The 14,869-nt window shown below is 38.3% G+C and carries 13 protein-coding genes; 3 read left to right on the plus strand and 10 right to left on the minus strand.

The window, feature by feature from the left end:
* Positions 1 to 7: 7 nt before the first annotated feature.
* On the minus strand, positions 8 to 1,174 hold the full coding sequence (locus ACLCDV_RS21260) for a putative sugar nucleotidyl transferase (RefSeq protein WP_317669713.1): 1,167 nt from the start codon (positions 1,172 to 1,174) through the stop codon (positions 8 to 10).
* Positions 1,175 to 1,252: 78 nt separating this feature from the next.
* Complete coding sequence (locus ACLCDV_RS21265) at positions 1,253 to 1,501, minus strand: type B 50S ribosomal protein L31 (RefSeq protein ID WP_046671774.1); 249 nt, start codon at positions 1,499 to 1,501, stop codon at positions 1,253 to 1,255.
* A 225-nt stretch (positions 1,502 to 1,726) separates the two neighbouring features.
* Here ACLCDV_RS21265 and ACLCDV_RS21270 point away from each other — a divergent pair, with 225 nt between their 5' ends.
* On the plus strand, positions 1,727 to 2,065 hold the full coding sequence (locus ACLCDV_RS21270; RefSeq protein WP_333627189.1) for a DUF2853 family protein: 339 nt from the start codon (positions 1,727 to 1,729) through the stop codon (positions 2,063 to 2,065).
* A 23-nt stretch (positions 2,066 to 2,088) separates the two neighbouring features.
* On the opposite strand, the gene ACLCDV_RS21275 is transcribed toward ACLCDV_RS21270, so the two are convergent.
* Both ACLCDV_RS21275 and ACLCDV_RS21280 read right to left on the minus strand, forming a co-directional pair.
* Complete coding sequence (locus ACLCDV_RS21275; RefSeq protein ID WP_317669711.1) at positions 2,089 to 2,733, minus strand: carbohydrate-binding family 9-like protein; 645 nt, start codon at positions 2,731 to 2,733, stop codon at positions 2,089 to 2,091.
* 79 nt (positions 2,734 to 2,812) lie between these two features.
* Positions 2,813 to 3,919, minus strand: coding sequence for an aminoglycoside phosphotransferase family protein (locus ACLCDV_RS21280; protein ID WP_317669710.1), 1,107 nt, complete (start codon positions 3,917 to 3,919; stop codon positions 2,813 to 2,815).
* A 230-nt stretch (positions 3,920 to 4,149) separates the two neighbouring features.
* Here ACLCDV_RS21280 and ACLCDV_RS21285 point away from each other — a divergent pair, with 230 nt between their 5' ends.
* Positions 4,150 to 5,496: a Gfo/Idh/MocA family protein gene (locus tag ACLCDV_RS21285; protein ID WP_317669709.1), complete on the plus strand. Its 1,347-nt coding sequence runs from the start codon at positions 4,150 to 4,152 to the stop codon at positions 5,494 to 5,496.
* Positions 5,497 to 5,640: 144 nt separating this feature from the next.
* Positions 5,641 to 6,933 carry a hemolysin family protein gene (locus ACLCDV_RS21290; protein ID WP_286850113.1) on the plus strand — a complete coding sequence of 431 codons (1,293 nt, stop codon included), beginning with the start codon at positions 5,641 to 5,643 and terminating at the stop codon, positions 6,931 to 6,933.
* A gap of 93 nt (positions 6,934 to 7,026) precedes the next feature.
* Here ACLCDV_RS21290 and ACLCDV_RS21295 read toward each other — a convergent pair whose 3' ends face one another.
* From ACLCDV_RS21295 to ACLCDV_RS21320, 6 genes are all read right to left on the minus strand, one after another.
* Complete coding sequence (locus ACLCDV_RS21295) at positions 7,027 to 8,616, minus strand: peptide MFS transporter (RefSeq protein WP_317669707.1); 1,590 nt, start codon at positions 8,614 to 8,616, stop codon at positions 7,027 to 7,029.
* Between the two features lie 83 nt (positions 8,617 to 8,699).
* Entirely contained in the window at positions 8,700 to 10,274 is a 1,575-nt protein-coding gene (locus ACLCDV_RS21300) for a peptide MFS transporter (protein WP_411972187.1), read from the minus strand.
* 274 nt (positions 10,275 to 10,548) lie between these two features.
* Positions 10,549 to 11,439: a TIM barrel protein gene (locus ACLCDV_RS21305; RefSeq protein ID WP_411972188.1), complete on the minus strand. Its 891-nt coding sequence runs from the start codon at positions 11,437 to 11,439 to the stop codon at positions 10,549 to 10,551.
* Between the two features lie 22 nt (positions 11,440 to 11,461).
* Complete coding sequence (locus ACLCDV_RS21310; RefSeq protein WP_313187393.1) at positions 11,462 to 12,190, minus strand: (Fe-S)-binding protein; 729 nt, start codon at positions 12,188 to 12,190, stop codon at positions 11,462 to 11,464.
* A 20-nt stretch (positions 12,191 to 12,210) separates the two neighbouring features.
* The gene (locus tag ACLCDV_RS21315; RefSeq protein ID WP_317669705.1) at positions 12,211 to 13,509 is read right to left on the minus strand and encodes an MFS transporter; all 1,299 of its coding nucleotides are present in this window, start codon (positions 13,507 to 13,509) and stop codon (positions 12,211 to 12,213) included.
* A 10-nt stretch (positions 13,510 to 13,519) separates the two neighbouring features.
* The gene (locus ACLCDV_RS21320) at positions 13,520 to 14,839 is read right to left on the minus strand and encodes a D-alanyl-D-alanine carboxypeptidase (protein WP_411972189.1); all 1,320 of its coding nucleotides are present in this window, start codon (positions 14,837 to 14,839) and stop codon (positions 13,520 to 13,522) included.
* Positions 14,840 to 14,869 lie beyond the last annotated feature (30 nt).

The raw sequence follows: 14,869 nt of genomic DNA on the forward strand, positions 1-14,869 counted from the left end.
TTACGATTTAATTATATTTTTTGTTAAGTTGATTCAATTTATCTTTAATCTGCTCCGTGAGCTCTTCCCCTTTTGATGCATACAGCGTCTCCAAATATGCCATAAACTTATCAAATTCATAAGTTTGCACACCTCCGTCGAACACCCAAGCAAATGACGGTACAAATTTAGCATAAAAACTTGTATCTGCTAGCATGCTTGCAATTCCAATTACCGTACCTGTATTTAAAGCCGAATTGATACCAAGGCGCGTATAGTCTCCAATAAAGGCTCCGCATTTTAACAGACCTGTATCCCGAACACCGTCCAATGCATAATCGTAAATTGAAACGGTCTTTAAGTTATTCTTCAAATTGGAATTAGAGGTACCAGCCCCTAAGTTACACCAATCCCCTATCACCGAGCAACCTAGATAACCATGATGCCCCTTGGCCGAAAAATCACCTATAACCGAATTCCCGATCTCTCCCCCAATGACACTCTGCTTCCCTATCGAAACATTGCCATAAATCGTGGCGCCCATTTTCACAACAGCTCCTTTACCAAGGTACAATGGACCACGCAAATGCGCTCCCTCCATAATTGTAACATCTTCATCGATATATATGGGGCCTTGGAGGGTATTGATCGTAGCACACTCCACGCTAACACGATCGGCTACATAAAGGTCATTTCCTAACAATTGATTCGTCACAGCTATACTGGACGACTGAACATCTTGTACCAGCAGATTGAAATCACTTGTTATTTCAGTTCCTGTAAGCAAAAACAGATCTTCTACCCCCTTTAGTAGATCCACTGACGTATCAATCTCTTGTACACGATAAGAACCCATACGTGCATAACAACAAGCGATAACGTATCCACCCTGTACAAGGACCTCTCCTACACCCAAGCGCTGTATAGCCTGCAATAATACTACTGACGGGATAACGTTCTCAGACAGCCAAATAATCCCCTCTTCGTTCGAATGAGCGGCAATATAGTGTACATCAAATGCTAAAGCTAATTTTTGCCATTTCTCCCGTAAAGTCAGTATACCAACCCGAAGGTCCAAGCAAGATTTCACGAAAGTAAATGGATAAAGACTCTTTCTATCAAAAGTAGTTAATGGGGAGCTAAGCTTATCCAACAACTGGATCGAATCAAAGCAATCTGTAAAGAAGATTTTCACAAATTAAAAATAACAAAAAAAACTCGACAAATTATATTTATCGAGTTCTTAATATTGTAATATACAGATCTGCTACAATTATTTTTTGTTGTAACGGTTACGGAATTTGTCGATACGACCAGCAGTATCAACCAATTTCATTTTACCTGTATAGAAAGGGTGTGATGTATGAGAGATCTCTAGTTTTACAACTGGATACTCATTACCATCTTCCCATGTGATAGTTTCTTTAGTATCAACACAAGATTTTGTAATAAAAGCATAGTCATTTGACATATCTTTAAATACAACTAATCTGTAATTTGAAGGATGCAAATCTTTTTTCATTATTATTATGATTACGTATATTCAATTATTGAGGTGCAAAGATAACTTATAAAAATGTAACTTACAACAATTACCAAGAATAATTAGCTGAATTTTTCCACATTTTAATTAACGGCACTTATCAAGACTGCAAATGTAACATTCTTTCCCGGAACAAAAGAATAATTTTGTTTATCGACTTTTTTACCTAACTTAACTACCTACAATTAAATCACTTACATAATTATGAGCAAATTAGATGAAAAAATTGCTGCATATGTTGCAGAATCCAAAAAGCTAGGCTTATCATTAGATGAAGCATTTATTGCAAAAGTAACAAAAGGAATAGGACCTTCCATTTACAATGCAGACTCCGAAACCGTCGCTGCATCAGATCCCGAAGAACTGAACCGTGTCAAACAAAATTTCTTAATCAAAAAACTAGGGCTAAAAGATGGCCCTGAGCTAGACAAAGCATTAGAGGAGGTTATTACCGCTATTGGTAAATCCAATAAAAATAAATACCGCGTATTAGTGTATGCTTTATTGGCAAAGAAATTCAAAAAAGAATCTGTTTACCAATAAGCATCACCTTTTTTACTCAACTCCTAACCAAAGACCATTTCTCCAAAAAACTCGGGGAGATGGAAGTTAGGAGTTGGGTTTTCTATTTTATTCCAAGAGATAAAATGTGGTTGTTTGAGATGATCGCCACATTTATAAAAATTCCCATGTATCAGTTTACCTTTCAGCTCTACAAGATCGTCAAACTGAAATACAGCAAGTGGAATGACCTCAATCATACTCCACCGCTTATCGGAACCATTACGCTCAATTAAAGAGTAAGTACGCACCTGTTCTATTGTTGCAATGTCCAACCGATTTCTACTCGCCTTTTCGGCAGGGCCATAACCGATAAGGCCCGTTCCAATTAGATTAAATTCAAGATTATAATAATGTTTGCGTCCATCAAATGAAATAAAGAACTCCACACAACTATCTTCCCATACATTTTGATTTGTATCGGAATAATTACCCCGAAGTTGTTCTTCGATGACATCATATTGCAACACTAGATACTCCCGGGTGTAGCCAATCTTAAATTGTACCTCAGGTTTATACGGGAAAGATTCGCTCCAATTATTAAACTCCAAAGAATGCGATTCAAGATGGCTTAAGAGCTTCGACAAAGTATGATAATCTAGTGTATTGGTCAGCTCTGCTGCGATAGGCAAAATGGTTAGTTTTTTCATTCGAATATTTTTTTTACAGAAAAAAGAAGCTTCATCTACGCGATCGAAGCTTCTCAATATGATTAAAGGTATAAAATTGTTAAATGCAATCAAAAACTACCTTACGCATAAATGCTTCATTCTTTTCCATCTCCTCAACCAATTTCAGTTGCGTATTTGTACGCACAAGATTATGGTCCTCATATTTAGTCTTGTAGTAATGGTCTCCTTCCAAATAGTCCGTTAAGAAACGTACTCCTTGCATATATGGCAATAAGAAGGCTCCATCTACCAATGTTTCTTTCTCCAAAGTTGTCAAGAAGTCATTCGCTTCCTCCAAATAACCTTCGGCATATGCTTTATACAAAGCAAGATTTAGCAGAATTTTCGAAACATCCTTCTCATCCTCAGCAACGGGGTTAATAATCGTCCGAATAGCATCTCCAAAGTCGTATGCCACATAGCCCGGCATGACGGTATCTAAATCGATCACACATTGCATCTTATCCTGGCGATCTAACAATACATTATTAAACTTGGTATCATTATGTGTAATACGCAGCGGAAGCTCCCCCTTACTACCAAGTTCAAGAATGGTTTTCATTCGATCTTCACGACTAAAGATAAAATCCAATTTGTCTTTCACCGACGCTACGCGTTGACAGACATCATTAGCGATTGCTTTTCGAAGATTTTCGAGTCTAAACTCTATATTATGAAAGTTAGGAAGTACCTCAACGATCGATGAGGCATTTAAATCCGATAGCTGCTTTTGAAACAAACCAAAAGCACGACCACCTTCCGCTGCCTGTACTTCAGTCTCTACAATATCATAGCTTTTGGTATCCTCTATGAGAATAAACATGCGCCAATAATTACCCTGACTATCTTTTATATATAATTTCCCATCTTTTGTAGGAACTATTGTCAATACATAGTCGCTGATTCTTTTTCCTTCAGCGACTTTAACTTTCTTACTAAGATGCTTGGTGACAATCTCAATATTGTGCATTAATCCATCCACGTTCGGAAAAACATGGTGATTAATACGTTGTAATAAATGCGATACACCGCTATATACAGTAGTAACTACGCGATAAGTATCATTGATATGGCCAGAACCAAACGGTTGCACTGAAATGATATCTCCTTCTAATGTGAATTGTTTTGCTGCGTTCTCTACTACTAATTGGTTAAAATCAGACATTAAACTATGTTTTTTAAATCATCAATGTGCTTGCAATATCACAAATTGAATTAATAAATGATAATTTTTATTTCAATCAAACGTTTGCATGAAATTTAATAAAATTAAGCAAACGTTTGCACTTTCATTTATCCCAAATGAAATAATATATTTGTTAATAGTAGCCAGTCTTAAAGACTGTTTTCAAACAAGTAAATAACTAATATACAAACTCCTTATATCTCAAAACAATGGATAGAAGAAATTTCATAAAATCGACTGCCATCACTACAGCTGGAATCGGTGTCCTTTCAAGTACAGAATTATTTGCTCAAACAAATGGGAAAATAAAAATCGGTTTTATTGGCGTAGGCCTTAGAGGACGTAATCACGTTCAAATTGCCCTAAACAGAGATGATCTAGAAATTGTGGCTGTCTGTGACACCCAGGAAGAATCTCTAGCACAATGCCGTAAACAATTCAACGCAAAAGGCACCAAACTTCCAAAAGAGTATACTGGTGGAGTTGATGCTTACAAAAAGATGTTAAGCAATGAAAAATTAGATGCTGTCATTATTGCAACGCCTTGGCAATTCCACAAAAACCAAGCTATTGATGCAATGAAAGCTGGTCTATACGTGGGTTGCGAGGTTATTGCAGGTTTAACGCTACAAGATCACTGGGATATTGTGAAAGCATCCGAAGAAACTGGAAAACCTTACATGACCCTAGAAAATGTTGCCTTCCGTCGTGATGTACTTGCGGTATTGAATATGCACAGACAAGGACTATTTGGTGAATTGTTGCACCTGGAAGGCGGTTATCAACACGATTTACGCGAAGTATTATTCAATGACGGAAAAGCCTATTATGGCCATGGCGTTGAATATGGTCCGAAAGCGATTTCTGAGGCACAATGGCGTACACAGTTCAATATCGACCAAGATGGTGATCTATACCCTACACACGGTTTAGGTCCAATTATGCAATTTGCAGATATCAACAAGGGGAACAGATTCACTCATATCACTTCGTACTCAAGTAAAGCCCGTGGATTGGCAGCCTATGTCAATAAAGTTTCCCCGGGACATCCTAACGGTAAGATCAATTACAAAAATGGTGATATCACTCAAACGATGTTACAATGTGCGAATGGAGAAACCATGTTATTAACGCATGATACACACTTACCAAGACCTTACTCTATCGGTTTCCGCGTACAGGGAACAGATGGTATTTGGATGGATGTTGCCAAAGGTATTCACATCGAGGGTAAATCCAAACCACACACCTGGGATTCTGCAGACGAATGGGTAAAGAAATACGATCACCCAATCTGGAAAAAATATGAAGAGGTAGCAAACGGTTCTGGTCATGGCGGTATGGACTGGTTCGTATTCAATGCGTTCATTCAGGCTGTAAAACAAAAAGTACAGACTCCAATTGACGTGTATGATTCAGTAACCATGAGTGCTGTATTCCCATTATCTACCGAGTCTATTGCAAAAGGAAATAAAACGTTGGAATTCCCTGATTTCACAAAAGGAAAATGGAAAACCAAGAAAAATACCTTTATGTTAGATGATAGTGGAATGTAATTGAAAAAACACGCTTATTATCATAAAAGCCGTATTGAAAGATATACGGCTTTTTTTATGAATGCTCGACATAATCAGAATAATCCTACTATTTGGCCGGTCTTTTCCGTAAATTAGCCTAGCAAACAACTTTTTCAACTCATTATGCTTACCGAAGCAATTATTATTTTAGTCCTGATTATTCTAAACGGAATACTATCGGCATCAGAAATATCCATCGTATCCAGCAGAAAGGCAAGGCTACAGGCTGAAAGCGATAAAAACAATGCCGCTGCAAAAATAGCGCTAAACCTAAAAGAATCGCCCAACAGCTTTCTATCCACTGTACAAATAGGCATTACCCTTATTGGCATCCTAACCGGATTCTTTTCTGGCGGCAGTATTTCATCTTACCTCGTAGAGATCTTTAATAAATCCAGTATCATAGCCCCCTATAGTGAACAGCTCGCCGTTATCATTGTCGTCTTTATCATCACCTACTTTTCGTTGGTGCTTGGTGAACTGGTCCCCAAACGTATCGGTATGGCTATTCCGGAGAAGTACGCGATGCTGATTGCTTACCCGATGAACCTGCTTAGCAAAATCGTTCGGCCATTTGTATGGCTACTCAGTATGTCGACGGAGTTTATTGTCAAAATACTCAATATCAAGAGCAGCGGCAATAGTGTCACAGAAGAAGAAATTAAGGCATTAGTAGACGAAGGTGTCGACAGTGGCGTCATCGAAGGTATTGAGCACGATATCGTCGACCGTCTGTTGAGTTTAGGGGACAAAAAAGCGGTCAACCTAATGACTCACCGCAAAAACATTGTTTTTTTGGATCTGGAAGATTCCTTTGAAGAAAACAGAAAGATCATTTTAGACAACGATCATTCCATCTACCCAGTCTGTGAAGGTGGCCTCGACAATATTAAAGGCGTTGTTCATGTAAAATCATTACTCCGTCAATGCCTCCAGAACGAAGCATTTGATCTCAGAACACTTATGTTACCGATCAAGTTTGTTAACGAATTCAGTTCATCTTATAGCATTATGAATACCTTGCGTACCTCCAGTATCCATCAAGCGGTTGTCATTGATGAGTATGGGTCACCACAGGGAATTATTACTTTACGGGATATCGTTGGCGATTTGGTCGGCAACATCACAGAAAGCGACCTAAGTGCCCGTCCGACAATACGTCAATTGGAAAACGGCGATTATGTTGTCGACGGACAATATCAGATTGAGGATCTTTTGGATGAATTTGAAATCGGTCTTTCCGAAGAAGACGAAGATGAGATTAGTAACGTAACCACTGTAGGAGGCCTCGTGTTTCTAAGATTAGATCACGTACCCGAAGAAGGCGAACGTGTCCGATTTAAAAATCTAATTTTCGAAGTGCTTGATATGGATGGACATCGCATCGATAAGCTACTTTTAAAAGTGGAAGAATAAACATAAATAAGCATCAACAGAAAAGTAAAAGAGATAAAAAAGGGCCAATCAGTGTATTGATTAGCCCTTTTTTTATGATGCTATCGATCCTGATTAGTTGATCCCATGCATCATTTTTTTCAATATTGGATTGAAGACAATTAATAGCAATGCCGTAACCCCAGGAACTATTGCAAATATCATAAAGAAATAGGACATCGAATGTTCTTCTGTAATGCGATCAATGTATGAGCCTAAAAATCCACCGATAAAATTGGCAATTGCCGAAGCACAGAACCAGCAACCGAAAAGAAGCCCTAAAAATTTCTTTGGGGAAAGCTTACTAACATAAGACAAGCCAACAGGTGAAAGACAAAGCTCACCTGCTGAATGAAAGAAATAGGCGATCACCAACCAAATCATACTCACAGACGCTGTCTTTGCTCCTTGAGGAATCTCGCTCGCCCCATAAGCTAATGCTGCAAATCCAATTCCCACCAATATTAAACCTAGCGCAAACTTAACTGGTCCCGAAGGGTTCCATATCTTCTCCCAGAATTTGCTAAATGACGATGCCAGTGAAATAATAAAAAATGCATTCAATATCTGAAACCATGAGGCCCCAACTTCCGATCCGGTTATTCCAATTTCTCGAAAAACTTTCCATAAGCCCAAGCACCAAATGATACCAAATGAGACAGCGGTAAATAAAATAGTCAATGGATACTGTTTATATATTTTTCTAGCCAATGCTGTTAGGACGATCGTCACAATAACGATAGGCACAATAGTCAAAATAGTATCAATCCATTTAAATGTCACTGCCGAACTTCCAGACAGGACCCTTTGTGTATAATCCTTTGCAAAGATAGACATGGATCCGCCCGCCTGTTCAAAAGACAGAAAGAAAACCACACTAGCCAACATAAATATGGTGACAACGATTAACCTATCACGGACAACATGTGCAGGAATGACCTCCTCCTCCTCTTCGTGATTTTTGATCTTTTTTTCATGGAAAGCCTGAAGTGCTTTAGGTGAATCTCCGATAATTCCAAATATTTTTTGTCCAAAATAGAATTGCAACATCCCAAAGAACATAAATACACCAGCAAGCCCGAAACCATAATGCCAACCAATTTTTTCGCCGATATAACCACATAGAAGCATTCCCAAAAATGAACCCGCATTGATGCCCATATAAAATATGGTATACCCTGCATCTTTTTTAGGACTTTGATCTGGATAAAGATTTCCTACCATGGAAGAAATATTCGGTTTAAACATCCCGTTACCCAAAATCATTAACACAAGACCAAGATAAAAGAAATTGGAATTCACGCCCTCAAATGCCATAGACAAGTGCCCCAAAGTCATTACCAAAGCGCCTATCAAAATCGCCTTCTTAAAACCGGTTAGCTTATCGGCAATCATTCCACCGATCAATGGGGTTAAATAGACAAAACCAGTATATAAACCGTAAAGTTTCATGGCACGTTCATTACTCCATTCCCATCCCCCATCAGCAAGGGAACTTATTAAAAATAAGGTCAACAATGCCCGCATACCGTAGTAACTAAACCGCTCCCACATCTCTGTAAAGAATAGCACAAATAATCCGGCAGGATGCCCATTTACCATCTTGTCATCGATCCCCTGCTTAGCAAGATGTGCTACAAGAACTTGATCTTTTTCTTGATTCATATAATTTCAATAATTGTTTTATAACTCAGGTTTTGTTTTTATTTTGATAAAAATCGCTTGAAGATACACTATTTTTCTATGAATTAATCAATTCCATGCATCATCTTTTTTATTTTTTTGTTACCCAGAATAAGAAATACAGCAGCCACCATAGGAATTACTGTAAATACAGCAAAGAAATATGACATGGAATGAGATTCTGTAATCTTATCAATATATGACCCAATGAAGCCCCCTATAAAATTAGCTATGGCATTGGCACAAAACCAAAAACCAAACAATAAGCCCAGGAATTTTTTGGGCGATAGTTTACTGACATAAGAAAGTCCGACCGGACCAATACATAATTCGCCCACTGTATGAAAAAAGTACGCCAACACCAACCAGATCATACTAACAGAGGCCGTCTTTGCACCGGTAGGAATCTCAGAGCTTCCAATGGATAAAGCTGCAAAACCAATCCCAACCAATGTCAGTCCCATGGCAAACTTAATTGGACCAGAAGGATTCCATACTTTCTCCCATATCTTACTAAATGATGTGGCCAGCGTAATGATAAAGAAAGAATTTAACATCGGAAACCAGGATACAGTAACTTCTGAATTCATACCATAATATTCCCGATAAACTTTCCAAAGACACAAAGACCAAATGATCACAAAAGAAATACTCGAAAAAAGTATGATCATAGGGTATTTACGTACGATTTTCTTTGCTAAAACAAACAGTACTCCGGTAATTACCACAATCGGCAACACCGTCAATGCAGCATCCAACCATTTAAATAAAACCGCCACTTCACCACTCAATACCCGTTGTGTATAATTTTTCGCAAAGATCGTCATCGAGCCACCTGCTTGCTCAAAAGCTAAATGGAAAACAATACTTGACAACATAAAAATGGCTATTACCAGCAAACGATCACGAACAATATGCTTTGGATTTTCTTCTTGACCGGCCGCAATATCGGTTAACTCGTCTCGCTTCTCGGGTGTATTTCCAATTTTTCCGAAAATGGGTTGTGCAAAATAGAACTGCAACATTCCCAAAAACATAAATACTCCGGCAAGCCCAAAGCCATAATGCCAGCCGATCTTCTCACCAATATAACCGCATAGCATCATTCCTAAAAACGCTCCCCCGTTGATGCCCATATAAAAGATGGTATAACCCGCATCCTTTTTACCGCCTTTATCCGGATATAATTTCCCTACCATCGAAGAAATATTGGGTTTGAACAATCCATTTCCCAAAACAATCAGCACCAAACCCACCAAAAAGAAGCTTTTATTAAATCCCTCTAAAGCCATAGCGATATGTCCCAGCGTCATAATTATGGCTCCGACCATAATGGATTTTTTATATCCTGTTAGGCGATCGGCTATAATCCCGCCGAACAGTGGCGTTAAAAACACCATCCCGGTGTACAAACCATAAAGCTTCATGGCCTCGGAGTTGGTCCAACCCCATCCTTGTTGGGCAATGGTAGAAACCAGAAAATTTACCAACAGCGCCCGCATACCATAATAGCTAAAACGCTCCCACATCTCTGTGAAGAATAATACAAACAAGCCGGCAGGATGCCCTTGTACCAATACATGTTCCGCCCCTACTTTTTGCAAATGGGTTTCAAGAACTGCATTTTTTTCAAAATTCATGTTTTTTTAGTCGTTATTTTTCAAAATAAGGTAGTGCGATTTCCATTTATAAAATATACCATCGGTAAACGGAAAAATCCGATGATCCTCTACACAAAGAAAGAGGTTGTTCACTCGTCTTCATATACTCAAGCAAGATAGTGAAGATTTTAATAGGTTTCTAACGAATGGACGGCAGTTTTTTTCGTTGTTGCATCCGAGCAACACTTCAATTAAAACCTATTAACTAGCCGAGTTCTTTCCATTTCCTGAAAAGAACTCGATTAGTTAAATATTAAATCAAAGGGCGCAAACGTTCCAGTAATTTTTTAGTAGCAAAAATACCCTCTTCTTCGCTCAACTTACTTCCCTCATATTCAATGCCCACATAACCTTTGAATTTTGCTTTTTTAACAATCTTCAACATACGCTCATAGTCAATTTGCGTTTCATTTCCATTGGCATCAAAATCATGTGTTTTGGCACTCACGCCATGCGCATAAGGCATTAGATCCGTTACACCTTGATAACGATCATACTCATAGAAATTACCAAGATCAGGTAAACTTCCACAATACTTACTACCTACTGCTTTTAATGTATTGGCCAACCAGTCACCATGCGAAGAGATACCACCATGGTTTTCCACAATAATACTGATTCCTGCTTTTTTGCCTATATCAGATAAGGCAGTTAAACTTTCAACAACACGTTTACTTACTTCCTCAGGAGTCCCTTTTCCAGCCGCATTGACACGGATTGCATGACAACCTAAGAAATTAGCTGCAGAAATCCACTTATAATGGTTTTGCACGGCTTGTTTTCTCTTTGTTTCATCTTCATCACCGAGATTTCCCTCACCATCAATCATAATGAGTACATTACGTACACCATTATCTTTTGCACGCATATTTAGCTCAGTAAGGTAGTTATTATCATTAGCCTTATCCTTAAAAAACTGATTTACATATTCCACCCCGTAGATACCGTATTTTTTGGCAGCTAATACCGGAAAATCCAAATTGTTCAAATCTCCCTTGAACAAGGATTTATGCAATGACCATTCAGCCAAGGAAATGTCAAACCAATCTTTCTTTGCTACCGCAAAACTCTCCAAAGAGGGAGCTAATGCTATACCAGCAGACGCTAGTGCAAGGTTTTTAAGAAAATCTCTTCTTGAATTCATGTGTTTAGATTTAATGTGTTATTTAAATATTTCCCCAGCCAGTAGTCAACACATCAACGAGGTGCAGCGTCTGAATGGGTAATTTATGTTTATCGATATAAGATTGAAGCTGTAGCAAACAAGATGAATCAGTGGAAATAATATAATCCGCATTCAGATCAAGTGCATTGCGCACTTTTTGCTCAGCCATTGCTGCGGATATTCCTTCGAATTTAACGGCAAAACTACCCCCAAACCCACAACATGTCTCGCTATCTTTCACCTCCACCATCTCCAAACCTAAGACCTTACTCAATAATTTCCGTGGTTCCTCTTTAATCTTGCACTCCCGCAAAGCCGAACAAGAATCGTGGTACACCGCAACACCCTCCAACTCAGCTCCAAAATACTCTTTTTTTAGCACGTTTACTAAAAAATCAGAGATTTCCATAACCTGTTGCTGTATTTTATGACATTGATGGGAATCTGCCGAATTTGCGAATAAATCATTATAGGCATGTCGTACCATACCAGTACAGGACGCCGAAGGAGAAATAATCACATGATCTCCCGAGAAATCACCTAAAAACTTCCGTCCGACCTGTTTTGCATCATCCCAAAATCCAGCATTATAGGCAGGCTGGCCACAGCATGTCTGCTCAGGATTATAGACAACCTCGCAGCCGACCTTTTCTAATAAACGAACCGTATTAAAAGCGGTCTCAGGGTAAAGCTGATCTATAAAACAAGGAACAAAAAGTTCTACTTTCATATGCAATTCAATCAATAAAATTAAGATTTATTGGATACTAATATCCGGATCAAAAGTAACAATCCAATTACAAAAAATAAAGAAAGAACCAATGCCGAATATCGAATATTGTGTGTAACCTGTTCTATAAACCCGAATGAGAATAATCCAATGACAATGGCAACTTTTTCTGTGACGTCATAAAAAGAGAAGAAAGCAGTCGTATCTTTGATATCGGTCGGAATTAATTTAGAATAGGTTGAACGCGATAAGGACTGAATCCCGCCCATCACTAAACCGACCAATGCAGCAATGATATAAAACTGAAGTGGGGTAGATAAATAAAAGGCCGAAATACAGATTCCGATCCAGATCATCACCACAACGATCAACACCTTAATATTCCCAAAAAGTGTAGATAAATAAGACATTAGAAATGCACCTAAGATAGCTACGAGCTGAATGAGAAGAATGGTGGCAATCAACCTTTCTGCGCCTAAATGTAAAATTTTCTCCCCAAAAGAAGAGGCTACAATCATCAACGTCTGAACACCAATTGCATAAAAGAAAAAAGCCGGCAAAAACTGCTTTATTTCAGGAATACCTTTGATCTTTTGGATAACGTGGCCGAATTCATCCCGTACATTCTGAACGAAACTCTTACCTGTGTTATTCTCGGTTGCTTCGATTTTAGGCAGGTATTTAAAAGGAATCATTGAAAACCCAAGCCACCACAATCCGACCATTAGAAACGATATACGGGCCGGTAGTGAAGCATCTGTAATACCAAACCATTCAGGCTTAAGCACCACTACAAAACAAAGAATCTGTAAAGTGACACAGCCAATATAACCATAGGCAAAACCTTGCGCACTCACCTTATCTTGCTGATCGACTGTCGCCAAAAGCGGCAAATAGGAATTATTAAACAAAACACCGCCAATATACCCCATCGCTGCTAGCACAAAACAGATGATACCAATTTCCAAAGTTTCAAGTTTGAAAAAAAATAAACACATACATGCAACTGCGCCAACATAAGTGAAGAATTTCATAATCTGTTTCTTTTTTCCTTTTGCATCAGCGTACGAAGAAATAAAGGGCAAAGAAAAAGACATCAACAGATAGGCAAAAGCCAAAGAAAAATTGGAAAGTGCGGTATTGACGACTTCAATCCCAAAGAAACGAACAACATCACCATGCTCTTTTGTTGTAGTAATTGCGGTATAGTAAACAGGGAATATCGTGGAAGTAATAACAAGGTTGTATGCAGAATTGGCCCAATCGAACATGGCCCAAGAACGAATCAATTTTTTATTGTTTTTTACAATTGCTTCCATTTAAATTGGCTTAATAAGTTTGACGAATATAAGTAATTATTTTAGCCATTTCTTTACGAATTGCACTTGCTCGATCATCTATATAATTATTGTTCATAAAAGAAAATGCCAGGCGCCTTCCTGTCCGTGTGATCAAATAACCACTTTGATTATAGACAGATGTAATCGTTCCTGTTTTAGCAAAAACAAACGGTTCTCCGAGATCTTTGCTATAGGTACGTTTCAGGGTACCATCTACACCTCCAGCCGGAAAAAGACGAAACCGTTCCTTCTCATCCGGCAACTTATTTTTCAAGACGACCAATAGATCGACATTATTTTGCGGAGTCACTTTGTTATAGGACGACAAGCCCGATCCATCAAAAATGGCAACCTCAGCTGAAAAGTATTTATAAACGTTATTCTTCATCCAGTCGCGCACCAAGTAAGTATCAAATTGACCGAATTGTTTCCACGAACACATCATTAAAAATTGTTCAGCAATAAAATTATCACTTGGCAACATCATTTCACGGATTAAATTTTTGGTACTGCCGGAATAGAGTATCTTGGTATTGCTTGGTTTTTGGTAAGACAATAAGGTCACGGATTTACCTAGACTATCCGACAATAATTTAATAAATAAGCTATCAGAATAGATAAATGGAACTTCATTGACATAGCCGTTCGGAACGGGACGTTTGGACATCCAAAAGGAATTTGCACGAAATGAACGGGAAAGTTCAAAATCACCTGCCTTAGGTTCCGGCAAAAAATCCAGTGAATTTTGAAAACTAGCTGGAGAAGTTGATAAATAATTATAACCTTTTTGTCGAAAAGTGACCACATTGCCATAAATAGGAAATGTACTGATTTCAGGCTGATAATAAGCTTCAAAATCTTCCATCGCCCAACCATGCGCAAAGAACTTATTCTTCATTGTCCCTGGCACAACAAAAATGCGTTTATTCGTATTTTTTAAAAAGTTGTACACCACCCGGGTATCTAAGCGATTATGCAAAAACGTCGGATCACCTGTCCCCCAAATAAGCAGCGAGTCTCCACGTTCCACATACTCCAAACCAGGTATTGAATCCCCCAAAAGTGCTAGAGCAGCATAGGTAGTATACATCTTTGTATTGGAAGCTGGTGTAAAATGCTTATTACCATTTATATCCATGACATATTTATTGGCATTTAGGTCATACAAAGAAAAACCAACAAAATGATCATTTAATATTTTAGATTCTTGAAATAGCTGATAAACATCCTCAAAACCCTGAGCCTTCGTCACGAAACTAGCAACTGACACAAACCACAACAGCAACAATGCACTTAAAAATTTTTTCATTGCTGTAAACATAACAAAAAATGCGGCCAT

It is taken from the genome of Sphingobacterium sp. Lzh-3 (assembly GCF_046764375.1).
In the GTDB taxonomy this organism is placed as follows: domain Bacteria; phylum Bacteroidota; class Bacteroidia; order Sphingobacteriales; family Sphingobacteriaceae; genus Sphingobacterium.